The following is a 19,472-nucleotide window of genomic DNA, read 5'->3' as shown; positions in this document are numbered from 1 at the left end:
ATAATTATGAGTTAGCTCTAGGGGGATTAAATTGAAAACTTTCTATTATAGCATAGATTTTTTTTGCAAGAGGTCTAATAGCTCGTTTTGATGAGCAGTCACCAGTTCTAGTGCTTTGACAGCATCGCCTCGCTTACCGTTTAATTGAATAATTTGCGGGGAATTTGCTGAACTGCCTAGATCGATTTTAACTTCACTGTCGGCATTTATGACATGAACGTGAGCTGGGAGATGGTCGTCAAAGTAAATCACGACTCTGAAGCCATTTTTTCTGAGGATGGTGGGCATTCGCTATTGGAAATGCGGGTTGTCAAACATTATGCCTGAAAGGGGAGAAATTTGGTTAGTTTGGAGAATTTTGCGTGTTACGATCCGAGCCGAAGATGGAAGATAATGGTGCGGTTCAATGACACAAGTTCTCGATTGCTCAACCCTCGAACAGCGAGTAGTGCTTTCTAAGGATGTAAAAAATCTGAATGTTCTCCTGGAATTTGGCTCAACTCTTCGGGAGTTCCTGTTAGTTTAAGTTCGCCCCGATCGAGCAATACAATTAAATCGGCGCGCCCAATAACTCGCGGACGGTGGCTGATTAAAATAGTCGTTTTGCTCCGACGAAAAGCCAACAATCGATCGAGCACTTCGGTTTCTGTTGCCGGATCGAGGGCTCCAGTAGATTCATCTAAAATCAACACGGGCGGGTCGGTGACAAGGGCGCGGGCGATCGCCAATCTTTGCCTTTGTCCGCCAGAAAGATTGGCGCCAAACTCGCCCAAAACAGTCTGATACGTGTCGGGAAGTCCGCTGACAAAATCGTCGGCACCGGCAATTTGGCAAGCTTTTACTATTTGTTCTAAAGTCGCGCTAGGGTAACAAAAGCGGAAATTCTCGACAATCGATCGGCTCCAAAAGTGAGGTTCCTGCGGCACGAGCACTACTTGTTCGCGCACGCATTCTAGCGACAAATCGGATTGATTGTACTGTCCGAAGCGGATATTGCCGGATTGCAGCGCATACAAACCGGCAAGCAGTTTTGCCAGCGTACTTTTGCCGCAGCCGGATTTGCCAATCAAAGCTGTCACCTTTCCGCCGGGAATCGTCAGAGAAAAGTCTTTCAGCAAATCCACGCGGCCGATGTGGTGGAAGTTGAGGTTTTTGCAAGTAATATCGGCATCAGCGGGAATGTCGGCACGATCGCGCGGGGCGTTGTCCCCCATTTCTGGCGCGGTGTCGATGATGTCGCCGAGACGCTGGGTAGCAGTTTGAGCGCGGGCGAACTCGTCCATCAAGTTGATGGCAGTGCTAATTAGGGCGGTAAAGTTGCGGTTCATGCCGTTGAATGCCAGCAGTTGACCGACGGTAAGTTCTTGGCGAATCACCAGAATGCTACCAAAACAGAGGACGGCAAGGGAACCGACGCCCGATGCCAGAGTAGAGAAGACGCTGTTGAGGATGCTGATTTGTAACAAGCCGAAGGTGACATTTGCCAGATGACCGAAGCGACTTTGCACTTCTTCCCAAGCTTGAGGCGCTGCATTGTTGGTTTTTAAAGTCAGGGCGCCTTTGAAATTCTCAACTAGGATGCCTTGGTTTTCCGCATCTGTGACCAAAACGTCGCGGGTTTTCTGTTGCAGGGCTGGCAGGAAGATTAGGGCTGACAGAGTTGTGAGGAACGAGACGGCGACGGCAGCGAGAGTCAGTTTCCAGCTATAGACCAGCATAAATCCCAGGGATACTAGGGCGATGAAGAATTGGCTAGGCAGGCTGGTTACTACCTGGGAGACTAGGAGATTGATTTCCCGGATGTCCCGCAGGCGGCTGACGATTTCGCCGCTGCGGTGCGATTCGTAGTAGCTGAGGGGAAGTCGCAGGATTTGGCGGCCGAATTCGAGCGCGAGTCCTAGTTCCAAACGTTGAGCTAAGTGAGCTACTAGATTCGCCTGAACTAGGCTTAGCAGGCTGCTGAAGAGGATTGTGGCGGCGGTGGCGATCGCGATCGTAATTAGCAGTTCCGTGTCTCTTCGCACCAATACGTCGTCGGTGAGTACCTGAATCAGCAGCGGGAATGCCAGAGAAAGCAGGCCGATCGCCATGTTCAGCGGCAAAACTTCGGCAACTAAGCCGCGGTAGTGCCAGACGCGCTGCAAAAAGCGCCCAAATCCACCTATTCGGTCATTTGGCAGTGCGTAAAAACGGTTTTCGTCCGGCACCAGCAGCAGCATCACTCCATTGTTCCAAGACTCTGTGAGTGCCTCGCGGGTGAGGTAGCGCAGGCCTGCGCCGGGATCGGCAACCACATACTTTTTGCCCCGGCGGCCGTAGAGGACAACCCAGTGATAGCCTTTCCAGTGAATGATGGCGGGCAGCGGGGCTTCGTTGAGGCGATCGATTAACTGGGGCGTGGCTTTGACGGAACGGGCGTTAAATCCCAAAGCTTCTGCCCCGCGGCGCAATCCCAGCAGCGTTGTACCCAATTGTCCGGTACCGACGGCTTCGCGGACGCGGTTGATGGCCAACGTGCGCCCGCAGGATTTGGCAACGGTGGCGAGACAGGCGGCACCGCAGTCTTCTTCGCTGTGTTGGAGAACGATGGGATATTTCATAACAAGTTAGAAGCTTACAGGCTTATTTCCTCTGTTGATTTTTCGTTTTTCTGGGTCTTTTGCGCCTAGAACGCTTGATGATTAGACATCTCCAAAAACTCTTGTGGGGAGTAGGGGTTAGGCACCCTGCAGGCCCTTGACTAGGGTTTCACTTCTATGTATCTTCAGAAATTTTAGTCGCCGCTCGCTCTATCAAACGTAAAATTAAATAAACCGTAAAGTTGCACAATTAGGACTGACGCATGAACTCTCTCTGTAGGGCGAAGCACACCGCACCTTACCGCTACCAATAGTGTTGAAAGGCAGTTTTTACGTAAGTCCTAACTATTCAACAAAAAGATTGTTTTGTAGCGGGGGACAGAAAATCATGTCAGAAGGTAAAGTTCTTTTTGTCGATTCAAATCAAGAAAACCACTTTCCCCAGATATTTCCTCAGTTGCCAATCATCAAGAGCGATCGGATAACTTGGACTGGCATCAGTTTAGAATACCACCGCCAGCCACCGTTTGAAACCCCGGAATATGCGATCGGATCTTACTCGATCGGCATCAACCTCGGACAGAGTTTCCAAATGGAACGAAAGATTGACGGCAAGTGGGAAACCAAGCAAGTATTTCCCGGTGCGCTCGGTCTTTGTCCATTTAATTTATCTCACGAACTGCGCTGGCATAGTGAAATTAATTTACTCTCTCTCAATCTCGATCGCGAATTCTTAGTTCGCAGCGCACTGGAGTTATTCAATACCGAGCAAGTTGAGTTATTGTGGCCGATGGCATTTCAAGATCCGTTAATCCAGCAAATTGGACTGGCACTCAAGGCAGAAGCGCAATCAGATGGCGGGGGCAGCCGGCTTTATGCAGAGACAATGGCGAACGCACTTGCCGTACATTTATTGCGGCATTATTCGACGCAAGGGGAGCGTAAACTCAACGGCAAATGGGCAATGTGTCCGCACAAATTGAGGTGGGTTCAAGACTATATCAACGATTATTTGGAGCGGGAATTAAGTTTAGATGAACTGGCTGCGATCGCCCAACTCAGTCCCTACCACTTTTCCCGCGCTTTCAAACAATCTGTTGGTATCAGTCCGCACCAATACGTGATTCAACAGCGGGTAGAACGGGCAAAACAATTGCTGTTGCAGGGAAAGATGAGTTTGTCTGAAATTGCGATCGCCTGCGGATTTTCTCATCAAAGTCACCTCAACCGCCACTTCAAACGCTTGACTGGAGTGACCCCCAAGACTTTGCTCAAGTCATAGCAAGATTGTGCAAAAACAGCAATATCGTGCAAGATTCTTCTTCCAGTGCGTGCGACTATCAAACTACTAAGTAACTAGCAAAGGAGCCATAATATGTTTCGTAAGCCCTTAGATAAGAAGTTACAACCATCTTTTCAATCGTCACTTGTGCAGTGCGAACTGAGCGATCGCGAACAAGAAAAAATTTGTGGTGGCAAAAACTTGAGACCTTACGATGGGCCAACAGCAATTTCAGGTTGTTGGGGTCCCAACGATATGTTACCTCCAAGTTCTGGTCAAGATCGGTGTTAGTAACTGCGGCAATTGGTTGTGAAATAAAAGCTGAATAGTTTGAGGAAAAAAACATGCAAACAACCCAAACAAACATGGAAGCAATCCAAACAAACTTGGAAGCAACCCTTTGGCATGAACTGGATGAACAAACCTCAGAAACCATTTCTGGCGGTGAAAAGGCAGAGGGATGCCTGGCCTGGAGTATTCGTTTCGGTGATGTCACCCGAACGCCGCGATCCTCCCAAACCATCATAGCTTTTATTCTTTTGGGATTCCGTTCTGCTTCATAAATTCCTACAAGGAGGTTAAGTAACCATGCTTAATTTGTTCAAATCTCAAGATCAATCTTCAAATCAAATTAAACTCTCTAAATCTCACCATCTTTGGAATAATTTGTCCTTAGATGAGTCTTCATCCTATGTAGGAGGAAAATTGATTTGGAGGAATGAAGATCCAGTTTTTGGGACTGGTTGGTGCCGACGCAGACTAGACGGTGGTACGACTTGTAGATACCCACAGCGCGGTGTTCCTTAGAGTGATGCTCTTTTACGGCTCTCCCGGATGTTGGGCGTCAAAAGTAGCGGCCGATAAAAATTTTATGGAGTGTGAAGGCCCACAACCTTGATGCAGACAGATTATCAGCTTGCGTTACCACCACAATTCCGAGAGAGCCAAATTGCACTTTTTCTTTCGCGGTAAGGTGCGTCGCTATGGGATTTCTCCAAGCAGCGAGAACAGTCTTCGCGACGCACCCTACTTTCACTTCAAAAACACAATGAATTAACGTACAGGAGTAAATCTGATGAAAGCAATGCAGCCTAAGAAATCGCCAACCATACCAAACGATCCCAATCAAGCTTTATGGAAAGAAATCGGTGATGAGGTAGCTGCTCAAATAGGCGGCGGGGGAAGAGTGAAGGCATGGGGTAAGAAGGGGTGCCAAGTACCGGGTAAATGTGAAGTAGGGCTTGACATTATTGTCGCCAGATTTTAGCAAGCATACTACTTAGCAAGCTAACTACGTGAAGGTCGCAAGCTTGGATGGTGGGTAATGCCCACCATCCAAGCTTGACAAAAATTAGCACGCTAAAAACGAATGTTCCAGACAAAAAAAATTCAGGTTCGTTAATAAAAAGTATTTCTCGATATTAGGCTTGCAGGATTTTGGGCAACAAAACCTTTTAATTACATCAAGGAGCAAGAGACTATGGCTAGCAATGTGATATACGGAAGCGGAGCAAGCGAAAAGATTGTCGGTCATGACATCCCTTTCTGGTCTATTGAAAACGATCAGTATGTCCTCAGACCGCCCGACGATATCATCTATGGCTTCGGCGGCAATGATGATTTAATTGGACAACGTGGTAATGACGAATTGTTTGGTGGTTCTGGCAATGATACTTTGGAAGGAAATGATGGTAATGACGAATTGTTTGGTGGTGCTGGCAATGATGAAATGTATGGTGATGATGGCAATGATTTAATTTCTGGCGAATCCGGCAACGACACCATGAGTGGAGGACCTGGAAATGACACTTTAAATGGTGGCGACGGAAATGACTTCATGAATACGCAGGATGGTAACGACTCTTTAACGGGAGGAGATGGGGCAGACCAGTTAAGAGGTGGAAATGACGCTGATACTCTTAATGGTGGGGCTGGTAACGACTACTTAAACGGAGGAAATGGCAACGATAGCTTAGTAGGAGAAGCGGGTGATGATGCGTTGTATGGTGGGGAGAATAATGACAGCCTCGACGGTGGCATTGGTAATGACGATTTGTCTGGTGGTTTTGGCACAGATACATTGATCGGTGGAGACGGTAATGACTGGATTAGTGGTTCTCAAGGTGGTGCAAACGATATAAATACCAACGAATTCGACAGATTAACGGGTGGTGCTGGCGCAGATGACTTCGTTTTGGGAGGTGCGTTATTTAGAAACAGTTGGTCCCATTATTTGGGGACTGGTAATGCCATTATCACTGACTTCAACACCAGTGAAGACAGAATTCGTCTCTATGGTAATAGTGGAAGCTACACCCTTAATCCGATCGCCCCTAAGAATACCGGGATCTATTACCAGGGCGATCTGATTGCAGTCGTTCAAAACACAGCAAATCTTGATTTGTCTCAGGATTATTTTGTTTTCTACCAAAATTTCGTGGTTAGAGCCTAGCCCATAAGCGGGCGACTTTAATTGATACTAAGAAATCCTTAATCATCACCATTTCATACCAAGGCGAGAGGGGATTTCTGGGGATAGAAAACACGGGGAGGGGCGGGTTTGACTAACCATATATGTCGAACAGCAACCATCTGGTAAACCGCCCTCCGAGGCTCATATTTTTTTACAAGAATCCAAGGAGTTAAAATATGGCTCAAAAACACAAAATAAAAAATTCATTGCTGTCTGACTTCGATTTTGTATCCCGCCAAGCACTTGTTGTTGAGTTAGGCGAAGAAAATGAGGAATTGCTGTCCGGAGGTTACACTGGTAAGGATAGAATTCCCCCCCGCTTTACAGCAAGATATGTAGAACAAGTAACTTGCACTGGCAGTATAGCCAGTCAGTACGGAATTCGCAGTATTCCTACCTTAATGATTTGAAGAAAGACCGATCGATCGATTCGTAGCAAGAACGTGCAAAAACAGCAACAATGTGCAAGACATTCAAGAGCGACATCTGACACTGTTAGGTTAGACAGAAAACCGATCGTTAAGTTTGAAGCAAAATTGAGGATTTGATGATGGAAAGTCGAGAACCTTGGCAAGAATTAGATGACCAACAAGCCGAAAAGCTTTCTGGTGGGCAGGAGGGTTGCTTAGCTTGGAGTACATTATCCGATGTCGTTCGGCCAAGCACCTCAAAGGCTCCATCCTCTTTCACTCCAGGAAGTAGTCTGTCTGAAAGCTCAAATGGTGAAGCGCAAGGAAGGATTAGGGGAACATTACTGCTCCTCTGAGCGATCGCCCTTGAATGCCGCTATCGTATTTATGCGATCGCATCTCCCATAATTTGTCTGTTTGAAAAGTCGGGAGGAGAAAAATGTTTCGCAAACACCAAACTAAAAATTCATCAAAATCAGTGTTGGATGTTCAGAAATTACATCCGCTAGTGATGGATTTAAACGAACAGAGTCAGGAATCGATATCGGGTGGGCAATTACAGCGTCTCCAACAGGAATTCGCGACTGAGTTAGCGACTTGAGGCGCGATCGCTCTCCCTTCTTTCCTTAATCAAGCCAACAAGGCAAAACAGCAGTAACTGTAACAGGAGGCTTGGAAATGCTTAATCAGAGTTCTTGGCTGAGCGATCGCGCACTTGAAGATATCTCAGATATGGAAGCTGATTTAATCGCAGGTGGTCAACTTACCACCGTTGATCAACTTTTGGATGTTCGGCCAATAGATGTGAGTACCGAACCCAAGAAAACATGGGGAATGCTGTCTAACAACTTTAAATCCCTGGGATTGGCAGCACTGTCTGCTAATATCCGCGCTCTACTCTTCGCCAATTCATTTAGTTAAATAACATCAAGGAGACCAACAATGTTTACGAAAACACCAGTCAATAATTTATCGAAGTCCATCTTGGATACTGTTTTCTTGGGAGAACTCACAGTAGCGTTAGACGAACAAAAGGAAGAATTATTCTCAGGAGGAACTTTATTACGTAATCTTTCGCTGAGCGCTACTACACGCACGCAGCATTGTGATGTCGATTTTGTGTGTGGTGAGGATGATAAAGGCGAGACTATTTGCATACAAGTCAGGTAGTAAGGAGTAGTTTCATAGGACTTACGCAATGGAGTAATTTTTACACTTTTTACACTATCTGTGGGGTAAGGTGCACCGGCCCACCCTAGGTATAGAGTTGATGCGTAAGTCCTGTTTTAGGGCGATCGGAATATGTGGTGGATAAGTTTAATATTTCTCCGTTTATCCTTTCGCCCTTCAAGGAACGCTTAGCAATCAAGACAGGATAAAAATTCAATTTGTCAGGGATATATCTGCACGAGGTGATTATGATGCAATTAAAATGTCTCATATTTATTACAGCGCTCGCGGCGCTTTTTACCTTTCCTAGTGCCGCTGTAGCTAACGACCCAGATGTTCAAGCGACAACTATTCCTGCTAGTGCTTGTCGCCCGGAAAGTGACACTGCGGACGCAAGTGTCAGGATGGTGAACGGCGCTTTTATTTTCAATACAAATAGTACGGGAACAGTAAGATTCTTTTGCCCCCTGCCAATCAACAGGTTGACAGTATCCGATTCATCAAACGACAACGATTTGACAGGGTATCGCGTCTACTACCGGGATACGGATGGTACTAGAAATCTGGCTGAAATCACGACGCACCTTTTCTATCGCAATAGCAATGCTGGCAGTTCCATACCAGTTAATGCAGCGTGGAGTTCTAATTCTCCGCCTCCTATCGGAACCGCCCCCTTAGTCAATACATCTTTCTTTTTTGACGCTCCAAATCACCAATTTGAGGCGTTTAGGCTCTACTTTTTTGTCGTGACTATGAGGCGGAATAACACAAATCAAGACCCGGCATTTAGCGGTATCGACTTTGTTGTTCCTCCACCAGGTTAATTGTTAGTTGGTAGCGATTCACCATTGGGTGGGGGCGGGTTTATGAGATTATCGATTTCAGGCGATTATTGTTGGTAAAACCCGCCCCTACAAGACATTGCATTAGATCGCAGATCGATCGTCCTGGATCTAACAAATAACCACTGCCAACTGCCAACTGCCAACTGACTAATGACTACTGACTCTTCTTTTGACTTTCTCCGCACCGCAAAACCCGATGAATTTTTGCCGCCTATCAGCCGCTGGATAACGGCGGGCGGATTATTTTTGTTGGCAACTTTTGGCGGTGCGATCGCCCTTGCTGCTGTCGCTAAATATAATGTTACCGTCAGAGCTCCCGCTACCGTCCGTCCTGCTGGTGAAATCCGCATTGTAGAAGCGGCGACAGCAGGCACGGTTAAAAGCATTCAAGTCAAAGAAAATCAGGCTGTCAAACAAGGAGATACGATCGCCCTGATCGACTCTTCCCAACTTTTAACTAAACAAACCCAACTGCAAGGAAATATCCAGCAAAACCAACTGCAACTGCGTCAAATTGCTGCCCAAATTAGCGCTTTAGACGATCGCCTAGCAGCAGAAACTCAAGCAATGGAAGGCGCAGTTGCCTCTGCCCAAGCTGATTTAAGCCGCAGCCAGCGGGACTATGGAGAACGGCAAATTACCTCGCTGGCTGAAGTTGAAGCGGCCAAAGCTAACGTACAATTAGCTCAGTCGGAATGGGAAAAATCGCTGCCGGAATTGCAAAAAGAACAGGCTTCCTTGCAAACAGCCACAGCAAATTTAAAGGCAGCCGAGGCAAATTTACAAGCAGCCGTTTCTAAGCGCGATCGCTATCAGTCAATCCAAAAAACAGGCGCTATTTCGCTGGATTTAGTGGAGGAGACCAAACTTGCCGCACAGCAGCAAGAACAAGCCGTGGCAGGGCAAAAAGCCGCCGTAGAAGCGCAAAAAAAAGCAGTCGAAAGCCAAAGAAAAACCGTTGAACGCCAACAACAAGCTGTTGAAGTGTCGGCTGCTAAATTGAAAGTTGTTGAAGCTGCCCTTAATCCCAGTGGTGCACCCGTGGCGATCGCCCAACAGCAAATTGCTCAAGAAAAAGCCAAGGGCGAAGCAGCTTTGGCAGCGTTGAAAAAAGAACGATTAGTTTCGATTCAGAGTCGCGCGGACATCGAAAATCAAATCAATCGCGATCGCCAAGAGCTCAAACAAATTGATACCGAACTTGCAAAAAGTGTCGTTCGTTCTCCAGTAGACGGCACCATTCTCAAACTGAATCTGCGAAATCCCGGACAAACTGCACAACTCGGTGCGGCAATCGCTCAAATTGCTCCCGCTAATGCTGCGATTGTCGTCAAAGCTCGCGTCGCCGCTCCCGATATTGGTAAAATAGCGATCGGTCAAACATCTATCCTGCGGATTTCTGCCTATCCCTATCCCGACTACGGGGTACTAGAAGCGAAAGTTAGTGCGATCGCACCCGATGTCATTGCTGGTGAAAATAACAGTCCGCCTTACTATGAAGTGACTGTTATGCCCCAAAGAACTTATTTAGTCAAGCGCGATCGGGCTATTAGCCAATCTGCTGATCAACAGTGCTGTCAGTATCATATTCAAGCCGGAATGGAAGTTACAGCAGACATTATTTCTCGACAAGAAACGGTACTTACATTTATTTTCAGAAAAGCCAGGATGCTCGCAGATGTTTAACCAACCAGGACTTACGCAGAAGACAGAAGAGTGTCTGTCATTCTGAAGCAGTGCCAGAACCCAGTTGCCATGTAGAAATTTATATTTTGCGGATATAAATGTAATAGTAAAGTTTTGTCCTGACTATCACCTTCTTTTTAGCCGATCGCTAATCTCTACAATAGCCTATACTGCCCTTAACACAAAAATAAAAATTATGCAAGTCACTCGATTATGTGACTGGTAACGAACAGCTAGCGACTGTTATTATACGACTTATGCAAAGACTGTACTTGTAGGGTGCAGCAAGCACCCTACAAGTACACATAGTGCCAAAATAGAAGGAATGCAGCGTAATACCAATTTTTTATGAGGCTGCATAGAATCTGATCCCCCCTAACCCCCCTTAATAAGGGGGGGACAAGATTCTTCTCAAAGTCCCCCTTCTTAAGGGGGATTTAGGGGGATCGAGATATGTGCAACTTCACATTAAATTGGTATAAGTCCTACAAATGAGAACTTCGGAGCAATCAGATTAAGTCAGTTTTGTCAGTTGCCCTTGCAAGCTTAGATTTGGAAAATGAAACAGCCTTGGGATTAAATAAGTCTCTTTTGCAACTAAACGCATTATCCAAAGCTAATTGACATAACAAAAAAAATACCGGGTTTCATCAGGAGCAAGACAGTTTAATTTCGGCAATTAAACCTGAATAGGAATCAATGTCAGAAAAGCTGTCAGAGATTTCTCATCACAGTCAAACCGTCAAACACTCAATAAGAGGTATTTTATGTCTCAACAACCTAGTTTTCCCATCCCAGCAACTGCCCGGGGCGATGAAACAACAGGGCGTTACATTGTTACTTTCCGCGATGATGCGGTGAGAGAAGGGTTAGACCTCCTGAGCGACCAAGCTGGCATCACCGGACTGGCAAACGCTACCGATTTCCCGGAGTCTGCTCTAGACTTGAGCCAACTCGAAGCATCAGGGGGAGCGGTGTTCCCAACTCTCGGCGTGGCCGTCGTCTCCGTAGACCCAGGGGCTTTCAGCAGCATCATGACCTCAGCGGGAGAGGATTCTGCCATCCTGGCGATCGAACCGGAGCGCACTTTCTACGCCATTGGCGATGGGTTGTCCGTGGACTATTTGCGGGGCTATCGCGATGCGGTGAATAACCTGTACGAGAAAGCCACTACTACAGAGGTAGCAGCAATCGGGGGCCAAGAATGTTTTTCTGATGATATCTCATCTACTTGGGGTCTGAAGGCAACGAAGGTCATGAACTCTCTCTTGACTGGTAATGGAATGAAAGTTGCCGTGCTGGATACGGGGATGGATCTATTACATCCCGACTTCGTAGGCCGATCGATCGTATCGAAGTCCTTCGTGCCTGGGGAGGACGTACAAGATGGGAACGGTCATGGTACCCACTGCATTGGGACAGCGTGCGGGTTCAAGGATCTGAACGGTCGGCGGTACGGGATCGCTTACGAATCGACTATTTATGTCGGTAAAGTGTTGAGCAATGCCGGTAGCGGCGCTAGTGGCTGGATTCTCGCTGCGATGGAATGGGCGATCGTCAACGGGTGTCAAGTGATCTCGATGTCTTTAGGAAACGAGACTCCAACACCGTCTACTGCCTACGAAACTGTCGGCCGTCGGGCACTCGAAAATGGGTGTCTCATCGTGGCAGCCGCGGGCAACAATGGGCCAACCGGAAGAGTCGGACAACCAGCAAATAGCCCGTCGATTATGGCTGTTGCAGCCGTCGATCAATGCCTCGAAGTGGCTCAGTTCTCGGCTACCTCTGGCGGATCTCTAGGGGCTAAAGTTAATATCGCCGCTCCAGGAGTGGAAGTATACTCATCAGTGCCTGTGAATATAGGGCGTTATGCTGCTTTCAATGGCACCAGCATGGCTACCCCTCACGTAGCTGGGCTCGCTGCCCTGTATGCCCAATGGACTGGTAAACGAGGTTCTCAACTTTGGCAATTGCTAACTTCCCGTGCTGTGGCACTACCATTACCAAATGCTCGTGTCGGAAGTGGGTTTCTACAAGCTCCGTAATCACGACAGCGATCGAAATTAGGGATCACTTCCTATCAGTAGAAGGAGGTTTTCTGTGTTCAGAAACCTCCCTCTATAAACATAACTCACTGAATTGAACTATACAGTAGGGACAATAGCTCAATGGATTTAGCCCAAAGGAGGCTGAATATGTCTGATGAACAAGTAGAGCGCATCATAGTAACTGTTGATGACCAAAACTTAGCGGTAATTCAATCGGTTGTCACTGGCTTAGAATCGGCGGGAATGAAAGTGGATGAGGTGCTACCTGTGATTGGTATCGTTACTGGAGAGGTTTCTCAATCGAAGCTAGAAGGACTAAGGAGCGTACCGGGCGTGGCTAGTGTCGAGATCGATCGAGAAATGCAGGCAATTTAAACCTATAATTTAGGGGTTAGTAGATCCAGTTTTGCTAAACCCAAATAGCGAACACCTTCCGGTGTCACGTCAAACCGACAAGGCAAAACCTCTACACCTTCACTCATAGCCTGTCTGAACAATTCTCCGTAAATGCGATCGGCACTATCCCCCGGAGCAAAATCAGTACAATCCCCGCGATTAATAAAATACAGCATTACAGCCCTCGAACCCTGCCGCACCACTTCTATCAATTCTCTCAAATGTTTCTGTCCCCTCTCCGTCACTGTATCGGGAAATAGAGCCAACTCCTCTTTTACCCAAGTTGTATTTTTCACTTCCAGAAAAATCGGTTTTTCCTCACCAGTTAGCCAAAAATCCACTCTACTTTTTTTATCAGTACCGTAAACAACCTCCGGTTGAATTAAATTGTAATTGCCCAACTCTGGAAACAATTTCAATTCCAAAGCTAATTTAACTACTCGATTTGGCAGCCCAGTATTAACTCCGACCCAAGTTGGCACAGTGTCGCAAACTTTAATTAATTCCCAAGTATAAGCTAACTTGCGTTTAGGATTGTCGCTGGGAGATACTAGCACTGGGTTGCCCGGAATGTAAACACCAGTCATCGGGCCAGTATTCGGACAGTGCGCGGTGATTATTTCTCCCGAATCTAGTTCTATTTCTGCGAAAAATCGCTTGTAGCGCTTGATGAGAATTCCGGGTAAAAGAGGGGGATATTTGTAAATTAAGTCAGTCATTCGATTTTATATTTTAGATTGAGGCATCATAGCATGAAACGACGGTTTGTAGTTCATGTAGGCTTACTTATTCATTCATTCATTCATTCTTTCTTTCATATCCTTAGCAGCTAAAGCATAACCTCCATCAGCACCGTCTATAAAATGCACTTGTCGGCCGTTGCGTTCAAACACCAAACAAGTCATCAACGCTCTGTCAGAAACGTGCAAACCGTAAACAAGCTTACCTTCTCGGTAATTCTTTTCCAAGTACCCAGTCAATTTTTTTCGCCGCCACTCATTGCCAGAAATTACCATTCTCAACATATCATCAAATTTGCGGTAATCCGTAGCTGCGATCGCAATATCTTTATAAAGTCCCCAATCTAACTCTTCTGTCTTAACCTTCAAATTCATTAGCAGCGAACCAAGCGCCGTCTCTAACTGTATTTTTGATAAATATAGCTGGTGGTCTAACCAAGTAGCACTGCGCGCCCTAACTAGAGTTTCTTGAATCAGTTTTGTGCTATTGAGTGTCAATTTAAGATTTTTACTATCGATAGGATTTAAACAATTTTCCTTGCCGTAAATGTAGTTAATTTTTTTTAATATATTTCTATAAAATTGATGGCTCTGCTGACCCAAATCCGATCGCACCATTACCAGCAGCGTTACTATTTCCCCGTACTTGCTCGGAATATCCTGCCATCGGCACTCCAATCCCGAAAAATCGGCTGTTGCAGAAATGCCATTATTTTTAATACTGTAAATATTACCAGCAGCCGGGTCTTTAATAAGTTCAGTAGCACGGGTTAAGCCACCGCCGATAAAAACAGCTTGGTTGTAATTTTCCGAAACTTTAAACTTAGCTATTTTAACCGGATAATTAGCTGCTACCACAACTTTAACCGGCACGACCCCAACTCGCAAATCCATGTCAAATTCAGTTTTAGCCATTTGTTGAGTAGCCAGCAAAGCAATCTTAGCAGCGGGTAAAAGCGATGGCCCCATTAAAAGAGAAGCGCCGTCGCCACCAAACACAAACGGAATCTCTGTTTTGCCTGCTACATTCAAAACAGCAATGATCGAACAAGCCCCCAATAAGTTAACTTCTTTGTATTTTCCAGCTTCAATCGCTTTTGTAGAACCGCGAATATCTGTGACAACAATGTACCAATCATCAGGTACGTCAACAAAATTACCCAGATCGGTAATCTGGAGAAAATTGTTCAATAAAGGTAATTGGGAATAGAAGTTTTCGGAATTCATGTTATGATTTTCCAGATTTGCTATTAAACTTAGTGAATCCTTTTAGCACTAGCGTTTGTAACTATTTGTGTCCCAATTACAGAAGCCCTCTCGTTCCCTCGCAGGGATTGCCGGCATTGTCGCAGTCGCCACTCTAATTAGCAAAGTCTTTGGATTGGTGCGCCAAATTGCGATCGCCGCAGCCTTTGGAGTCGGCGTCGCCGTCGATGCCTACAACTACGCCTACGTCATCCCTGGTTTCTTATTTATTTTGCTGGGAGGGATTAACGGGCCATTTCACAGCGCCATAGTCAGTGTTTTAGCCCGCCGGGATAAAAAAGAAGCAGCACCCTTAGTCGAGACTATCACCACCTTAGTCGGCGGCTTGCTGCTGTTGGTAACAGTCGCTTTAATTATTTTTGCCGATCCGCTGATAGATTTGGTGGCACCGGGGTTAAATAGAACAGCAGAAGGTTTACAAATCAAAGCAATTGCCGTCCAGCAATTTCGGATTATGGCGCCGATGGCATTACTTTCAGGCTTAATCGGCATTGGTTTTGGTACTCTCAACGCTGCCGATATGTACTGGTTGCCTTCGATTAGTCCTTTATTTTCCAGCGTTGCACTTGTCGGCGGTTTGGGGATTCTCGCACTGCAACTCGGAGACAAAATTATTCAGCCAGAATACGCACTAATGGGCGGCTTAGTGTTAGCTTGGGGAACTTTAGCGGGCGCAGTTTTGCAGTGGTTGGTGCAACTGGTGGCGCAGTCGCGCGCCGGCTTGGGAACATTGCGCTTGCGGTTTAATTTTAAACGCCCCGGAGTGCAAGAAGTAATTAAGGTGATGGTTCCTGCGACCTTATCATCAGGAATGCTGCAAATTAATGTCTATACTGACCTCTTTTTCGCATCCTACATCCCTCAAGCTGCCTCTGCGTTAGGTTACAGTGGCTTGTTAGTTATGACGCCTTTAGGCATTATTTCTAATGTAATTTTAGTGCCATTTCTACCCATCTTTTCTCGCCTCACCGATCCGAGAGATTGGCCGGAATTAAAAGCTCGAATTCGTCAATCTTTAATTTTGACAGCCCTTACGATGCTGCCCCTGAGCGCTTTAATGGTAACGCTGGCTGGGCCGATCGTCCGCGTGGTTTACGAACGCTATGCTTTTGATCGAGAGGCTTCGCTGTTTGTTACGCCGATATTGATGGCTTACAGTATTGGAATGTTTGTGTACTTGGGCCGCGACGTTTTGGTACGGGTATTTTACGCTTTGGGAGACGGGGAAACCCCTTTTCGCATCAGTATTATCAATATCTTTTTAAACGGTCTTTTGGATTATTTGTTAGTAGGAGCCTTTGGCGCGCCCGGATTAGTTTTGGCGACGGTGGGAGTGAATCTTATTTCGATGATTATGCTTTTGTACTTATTAGATAAAAAGCTGGGCGGCCTGCCTTGGGGGGAGTGGAGTTTACCTTTTCTGGGGTTAACTTCTGGCAGTTGTCTAACTGCTTTCGTTACCTTGGCTACTCTGCAAGGCTGTCAAAGAGTTTTGGGTACTGAAGGTTTGATAATTCAATTAGTGCAGTTGAGTGTGGCAAGTTTTGTAGGGTTAGGGGTTTTTGCCCTGTTTGTCAGTCAGATGAAATTGCCGGAAGTTAATATGTTTGTCGATCGCATTCGCGGCCGTTTTCGCAAATAAATAAAATTGTCGGGGCGGGTTAAGGGCGAACTACCAGGCACAACGCCCACAATCTGCGTACAAAACCCGCCCTTTACTACATCTTCCGCTGAAATTCCTCAAGCACATCCATCAACTGAACTTGACATTGCATCGGAATCAAATCTGCCAGCGGCACTTCCCGCTTGCCGCCGCCAAACTTGACTGGAATTCCTTGCAAAACTTGTCCAACTTTGTCAGCATCTAAATCACCATCTTCCAGCATCCGGTAAAGTTGTTCAGCAACAACTGTATGCAGGTGAGCATCATTGAGATACAAATGCCATTTGGCAATGTCAATGTAGACATTTTCGCCGATTTCGGCTGCTAAGGATTCGATCGCCTGTGTAGTATTAGCCATATCAAAAAAGCCGAAAGTTATTGGTTATCAATCAAAAGACTTAACAAATCGCCGACAACTGCCTTCACCCAGAATCTTTGGTGAGGGGCGAATAATCGGCGATCGCAAAATGGTAAATCGCGTGGGCAAAAACTACTAGAGCCCATCCAGCCGTTACCGAAATTGCCCAAGGCCAATCAGCCTTTTGCAAATTGTGAACAAACCACAAACCAGAATTGGTAGCAGAAAAAAGACCGACGTGGATAGCAAAATTCATCCGGTCATCTAAGCGACGGTACTCTGGATCATTGCGATCGGGTTTGCGGGGCCAACGAGGAGGCATAGTTTTTCACTTGATATTAGTAGTTCCGTGCCTATTTTAATCTTAAGTGCAGCTTTTTGAATTCAACATCCCTCTCAAGGCAGAAAATTTAAGCCTCTAAATTTTCATAATCTCCAGACTTGCCGCCACTTTTACTTACCAGTCGAATTGACTCAATGGCGATCGACTTTTCCAATCCTTTCGCCATATCATACAAAGTCAGCGCCGCCACCGAAACCGCCGTCAGCGCCTCCATTTCCACCCCTGTTTCCGCCTTAATTTTCACCGTCGCCCGAATTTGATACCCCGGCAACCCAGCATCTGGCATCACCTGCACCTCCACACTACTCAGCGGCAGAGGATGGCACAGAGGAATCAAATGTGCAGTCTGTTTCGCCGCCATAATTCCAGCCAGCCTTGCAGTGCCCAACACATCACCTTTCGGCGCATTCCCCGCTTCAATCGCCGCAAAAGTCTCCGGCAACATCCGCACCCGGCCTGCAGCCACAGCTTGTCGCACAGTCTGCACCTTCGCCGAAACGTCCACCATTTGGGCTTCCCCGCTGTTGTTGAGGTGAGTTAGCTGTGCCGCATCGGGCAATTTAGAAAAAGTTTGCGAAAGGTCTTGCATTATTTTGGTAATGGTGTTACTGTTAGATTCTGTGAGAAAAGAACTTAATCAATTTTAAATTAAATCTTAACTCAACAGGGGCTTGTAGCTTAGTTGGATAGAGTGCATGGCTACGAACCATGAGGTCGGGGGTTCGAATCCCTCCAAGCCCATTTACAAACGTTATAAGCTGTGAGTTCTGAGTTCTGAGTTTTGAGTTTTGAATTAAGAAATTAATTCAGCTCACGACTTAAAACTCAGAAGTTTTTTAATTGGGTACGTTTACTGATTCAAAGCATAAATATCTTTGCCTCGACCGATCGCAAATTTCACCGAATTAGACAAGCCCTTGCTAGACTGAGTAATAAAAACCAGCAAAGCCAAGCCAGCGAGTCCAGCCGCAAAACCAAACATATTTCTGTAGCCAACTTGTTCAGCCACAAACCCCAAAGTCGGCCCCGCAATCGCAATGCCCAAATCAAATCCGCCAATACAAAGCGAAAACAAGCGGCCCCTTTCATGAGGTTCGCACCTGTCCGACATCAGCGTTACCATCATCGGCAAAACCGTACCGCCCGCGCAGCCTTCAACCAAAGCTGCTATTAAAAAAGCACTGCTGTTGTTAGCAAAATACAACAATAACATCGATACGGCATAACAGATTAAGCCGCCAGAAATAAACAAGCCGCGACCGTATTTGTCCGAAGCCCGTCCCGTGAGCAACCGTATACCGAAACTGGCGATAGCCGCTGTAGAATAAAATAATCCAGGATTCAAATTAGCCTTAGTTTCTTGGATAAACAAAGGCATAAAAGTGCTCAAAGTTCCAAATACTAAACCAACCACCAATAAAACTAAAGCTGGAATCCGCACTCTCGGATTCCAGAGCATTTCCCAGTATTTTTGGCTATTTTTGCCCTCAGATAGCGAGTCCGATTTTGTTAAATCTGCAAAATTAGGTTCCGCAATTTTGCCGGTAAAAAATACAGCCGTTGCAGCGAAAGCTGCCGACATCGCAAACAAAGGAGTATAACCAACCCAAGCTTGCACAAATCCGCCAATAGCCGGCCCAACTGCTAGACCAATAGGGTTCACCAAGCTCATGTAACCGATTAATTCGCCCCGCTTTCCTGGCGGCGACAAATCTGTTACCAAAGCGCTGTAAGCTGTAGTAAAAGCGGCGATACTAAGGCCGTGAAAAACGCGAATAAGTAACAGTAAGGGGATAGATTGAGCTAACAGGTAGCCCAAAGGGGCGATCGCAGCGACTGACGCACCTAGAAGCAAAACTTGTTTTCGCCCCCTGCTGTCGGCTATTTTACCCAACTGTGGCCTCGATAGCAAAAGTCCGATCGCAAATGCACCCATCACAAAGCCAATTTGCTGTTTTGTGCCGCCCACAAATTGAACGTACAGTGGCAAAGTTGGCAGTAGCGAAGCCAAACTCGACCAGAATAGCAGCCCTGCGGTGAATAAAGTCAGCAAGCTGCGTCTGGGTTGGGGATCGATGTCCCTAAAAATATTCAAGATGCTAATTCCCTTTAAATCTTCTGAGTGCACTCAAAGTAAGTTCGAGTGTCTCTATCATTGTGTTACAAATCCTTAAGATTTGCACCAAAAAAACTTGATATTCTACTCACAGTCA

At 46.3% G+C, this 19,472-nt stretch carries 19 protein-coding genes and 1 tRNA gene; 12 read left to right on the top strand and 8 right to left on the bottom strand.

Going from position 1 to position 19,472, the window contains the following annotated elements; all coding sequences use genetic code 11:
- Nucleotides 1-45: 45 nt before the first annotated feature.
- Nucleotides 46-288, bottom strand: coding sequence for a DUF4160 domain-containing protein (locus tag QUB44_RS19450; protein WP_333369917.1), 243 nt, complete (start codon nt 286-288; stop codon nt 46-48).
- 167 nt (nt 289-455) lie between these two features.
- A complete protein-coding gene (locus QUB44_RS19445; RefSeq protein ID WP_333369916.1) occupies nt 456-2,600 on the bottom strand; it encodes a peptidase domain-containing ABC transporter in 2,145 nt (714 codons plus the stop codon).
- Between the two features lie 367 nt (nt 2,601-2,967).
- Between QUB44_RS19445 and QUB44_RS19440 the strand changes: the two genes are divergently transcribed.
- The 10 genes from QUB44_RS19440 (at nt 2,968) to QUB44_RS19395 (ending at nt 12,868) form a co-directional block, all read left to right on the top strand.
- Nucleotides 2,968-3,861, top strand: coding sequence for an AraC family transcriptional regulator (locus tag QUB44_RS19440; RefSeq protein ID WP_333369915.1), 894 nt, complete (start codon nt 2,968-2,970; stop codon nt 3,859-3,861).
- Between the two features lie 344 nt (nt 3,862-4,205).
- Nucleotides 4,206-4,424, top strand: a complete 219-nt coding sequence (locus QUB44_RS19435) for a hypothetical protein (RefSeq protein ID WP_333369914.1) — start codon at nt 4,206-4,208, stop codon at nt 4,422-4,424.
- A gap of 512 nt (nt 4,425-4,936) precedes the next feature.
- Nucleotides 4,937-5,128 (top strand): hypothetical protein, encoded by a 192-nt coding sequence (locus QUB44_RS19430; RefSeq protein ID WP_333369913.1) that lies wholly within the window; start codon nt 4,937-4,939, stop codon nt 5,126-5,128.
- 213 nt (nt 5,129-5,341) lie between these two features.
- Complete coding sequence (locus QUB44_RS19425) at nt 5,342-6,313, top strand: calcium-binding protein (protein ID WP_333369912.1); 972 nt, start codon at nt 5,342-5,344, stop codon at nt 6,311-6,313.
- A 197-nt stretch (nt 6,314-6,510) separates the two neighbouring features.
- Nucleotides 6,511-6,744: a hypothetical protein gene (locus QUB44_RS19420; protein ID WP_333369911.1), complete on the top strand. Its 234-nt coding sequence runs from the start codon at nt 6,511-6,513 to the stop codon at nt 6,742-6,744.
- A gap of 678 nt (nt 6,745-7,422) precedes the next feature.
- The gene (locus QUB44_RS19415; RefSeq protein ID WP_333369910.1) at nt 7,423-7,665 is read left to right on the top strand and encodes a hypothetical protein; all 243 of its coding nucleotides are present in this window, start codon (nt 7,423-7,425) and stop codon (nt 7,663-7,665) included.
- 497 nt (nt 7,666-8,162) lie between these two features.
- Nucleotides 8,163-8,738 carry a hypothetical protein gene (locus QUB44_RS19410; RefSeq protein WP_333369909.1) on the top strand — a complete coding sequence of 192 codons (576 nt, stop codon included), beginning with the start codon at nt 8,163-8,165 and terminating at the stop codon, nt 8,736-8,738.
- A 171-nt stretch (nt 8,739-8,909) separates the two neighbouring features.
- Complete coding sequence (locus tag QUB44_RS19405; RefSeq protein ID WP_333369908.1) at nt 8,910-10,445, top strand: HlyD family efflux transporter periplasmic adaptor subunit; 1,536 nt, start codon at nt 8,910-8,912, stop codon at nt 10,443-10,445.
- A gap of 767 nt (nt 10,446-11,212) precedes the next feature.
- Nucleotides 11,213-12,490: a S8 family serine peptidase gene (locus QUB44_RS19400; RefSeq protein WP_333369907.1), complete on the top strand. Its 1,278-nt coding sequence runs from the start codon at nt 11,213-11,215 to the stop codon at nt 12,488-12,490.
- Nucleotides 12,491-12,613: 123 nt separating this feature from the next.
- Nucleotides 12,614-12,868 carry a hypothetical protein gene (locus QUB44_RS19395; RefSeq protein WP_333369906.1) on the top strand — a complete coding sequence of 85 codons (255 nt, stop codon included), beginning with the start codon at nt 12,614-12,616 and terminating at the stop codon, nt 12,866-12,868.
- Between the two features lie 2 nt (nt 12,869-12,870).
- On the opposite strand, the gene sfsA is transcribed toward QUB44_RS19395, so the two are convergent.
- Both sfsA and QUB44_RS19385 read right to left on the bottom strand, forming a co-directional pair.
- Nucleotides 12,871-13,608, bottom strand: a complete 738-nt coding sequence (sfsA, locus tag QUB44_RS19390; RefSeq protein ID WP_333369905.1) for a DNA/RNA nuclease SfsA — start codon at nt 13,606-13,608, stop codon at nt 12,871-12,873.
- 75 nt (nt 13,609-13,683) lie between these two features.
- Nucleotides 13,684-14,856: a DUF3095 domain-containing protein gene (locus QUB44_RS19385; protein WP_333369904.1), complete on the bottom strand. Its 1,173-nt coding sequence runs from the start codon at nt 14,854-14,856 to the stop codon at nt 13,684-13,686.
- A gap of 67 nt (nt 14,857-14,923) precedes the next feature.
- Between QUB44_RS19385 and murJ the strand changes: the two genes are divergently transcribed.
- Nucleotides 14,924-16,537, top strand: coding sequence for a murein biosynthesis integral membrane protein MurJ (gene murJ / locus QUB44_RS19380; RefSeq protein WP_333369903.1), 1,614 nt, complete (start codon nt 14,924-14,926; stop codon nt 16,535-16,537).
- 76 nt (nt 16,538-16,613) lie between these two features.
- Here murJ and QUB44_RS19375 read toward each other — a convergent pair whose 3' ends face one another.
- The 3 genes from QUB44_RS19375 to moaC all read right to left on the bottom strand — a co-directional run bounded on the left by QUB44_RS19375 (nt 16,614) and on the right by moaC (nt 17,848).
- The gene (locus tag QUB44_RS19375) at nt 16,614-16,916 is read right to left on the bottom strand and encodes a DUF3181 family protein (protein WP_333369902.1); all 303 of its coding nucleotides are present in this window, start codon (nt 16,914-16,916) and stop codon (nt 16,614-16,616) included.
- Nucleotides 16,917-16,980: 64 nt separating this feature from the next.
- Nucleotides 16,981-17,238, bottom strand: coding sequence for a 2TM domain-containing protein (locus tag QUB44_RS19370; protein ID WP_333369901.1), 258 nt, complete (start codon nt 17,236-17,238; stop codon nt 16,981-16,983).
- An 88-nt stretch (nt 17,239-17,326) separates the two neighbouring features.
- Complete coding sequence (gene moaC, locus QUB44_RS19365; RefSeq protein ID WP_333369900.1) at nt 17,327-17,848, bottom strand: cyclic pyranopterin monophosphate synthase MoaC; 522 nt, start codon at nt 17,846-17,848, stop codon at nt 17,327-17,329.
- A 78-nt stretch (nt 17,849-17,926) separates the two neighbouring features.
- On the opposite strand from moaC, the gene QUB44_RS19360 reads away from it, so the two are divergent.
- Nucleotides 17,927-18,000, top strand: a tRNA-Arg gene (locus tag QUB44_RS19360).
- Between the two features lie 109 nt (nt 18,001-18,109).
- Here the strand turns inward: QUB44_RS19360 and QUB44_RS19355 are convergent.
- Nucleotides 18,110-19,354, bottom strand: coding sequence for an MFS transporter (locus tag QUB44_RS19355; protein WP_333369918.1), 1,245 nt, complete (start codon nt 19,352-19,354; stop codon nt 18,110-18,112).
- Between the last annotated feature and the right edge of the window lie 118 nt (nt 19,355-19,472).

The sequence above is a fragment of the Microcoleus sp. AT3-D2 genome (assembly GCF_036705715.1).
Classification (GTDB): domain Bacteria; phylum Cyanobacteriota; class Cyanobacteriia; order Cyanobacteriales; family Microcoleaceae; genus Microcoleus.
This window is presented reverse-complemented; position numbering and strand designations above follow the sequence as displayed.

Coding starts and splice junctions, on each gene's coding strand:
- QUB44_RS19385 (WP_333369904.1), bottom strand. CDS start 14,856: ATGAATTCCGAAAACTTCTATTCCCAATTACCTTTATTGAACAATTTT.
- moaC (WP_333369900.1), bottom strand. CDS start 17,848: ATGCAAGACCTTTCGCAAACTTTTTCTAAATTGCCCGATGCGGCACAG.
- QUB44_RS19415 (WP_333369910.1), top strand. CDS start 7,423: ATGCTTAATCAGAGTTCTTGGCTGAGCGATCGCGCACTTGAAGATATC.
- QUB44_RS19420 (WP_333369911.1), top strand. CDS start 6,511: ATGGCTCAAAAACACAAAATAAAAAATTCATTGCTGTCTGACTTCGAT.
- QUB44_RS19375 (WP_333369902.1), bottom strand. CDS start 16,916: ATGGCTAATACTACACAGGCGATCGAATCCTTAGCAGCCGAAATCGGC.
- QUB44_RS19395 (WP_333369906.1), top strand. CDS start 12,614: ATGGATTTAGCCCAAAGGAGGCTGAATATGTCTGATGAACAAGTAGAG.
- QUB44_RS19410 (WP_333369909.1), top strand. CDS start 8,163: ATGATGCAATTAAAATGTCTCATATTTATTACAGCGCTCGCGGCGCTT.
- QUB44_RS19450 (WP_333369917.1), bottom strand. CDS start 288: ATGCCCACCATCCTCAGAAAAAATGGCTTCAGAGTCGTGATTTACTTT.
- QUB44_RS19430 (WP_333369913.1), top strand. CDS start 4,937: ATGAAAGCAATGCAGCCTAAGAAATCGCCAACCATACCAAACGATCCC.
- QUB44_RS19435 (WP_333369914.1), top strand. CDS start 4,206: ATGCAAACAACCCAAACAAACATGGAAGCAATCCAAACAAACTTGGAA.
- QUB44_RS19425 (WP_333369912.1), top strand. CDS start 5,342: ATGGCTAGCAATGTGATATACGGAAGCGGAGCAAGCGAAAAGATTGTC.
- QUB44_RS19400 (WP_333369907.1), top strand. CDS start 11,213: ATGTCTCAACAACCTAGTTTTCCCATCCCAGCAACTGCCCGGGGCGAT.
- QUB44_RS19405 (WP_333369908.1), top strand. CDS start 8,910: ATGACTACTGACTCTTCTTTTGACTTTCTCCGCACCGCAAAACCCGAT.
- sfsA (WP_333369905.1), bottom strand. CDS start 13,608: ATGACTGACTTAATTTACAAATATCCCCCTCTTTTACCCGGAATTCTC.
- QUB44_RS19440 (WP_333369915.1), top strand. CDS start 2,968: ATGTCAGAAGGTAAAGTTCTTTTTGTCGATTCAAATCAAGAAAACCAC.
- QUB44_RS19445 (WP_333369916.1), bottom strand. CDS start 2,600: ATGAAATATCCCATCGTTCTCCAACACAGCGAAGAAGACTGCGGTGCC.
- QUB44_RS19370 (WP_333369901.1), bottom strand. CDS start 17,238: ATGCCTCCTCGTTGGCCCCGCAAACCCGATCGCAATGATCCAGAGTAC.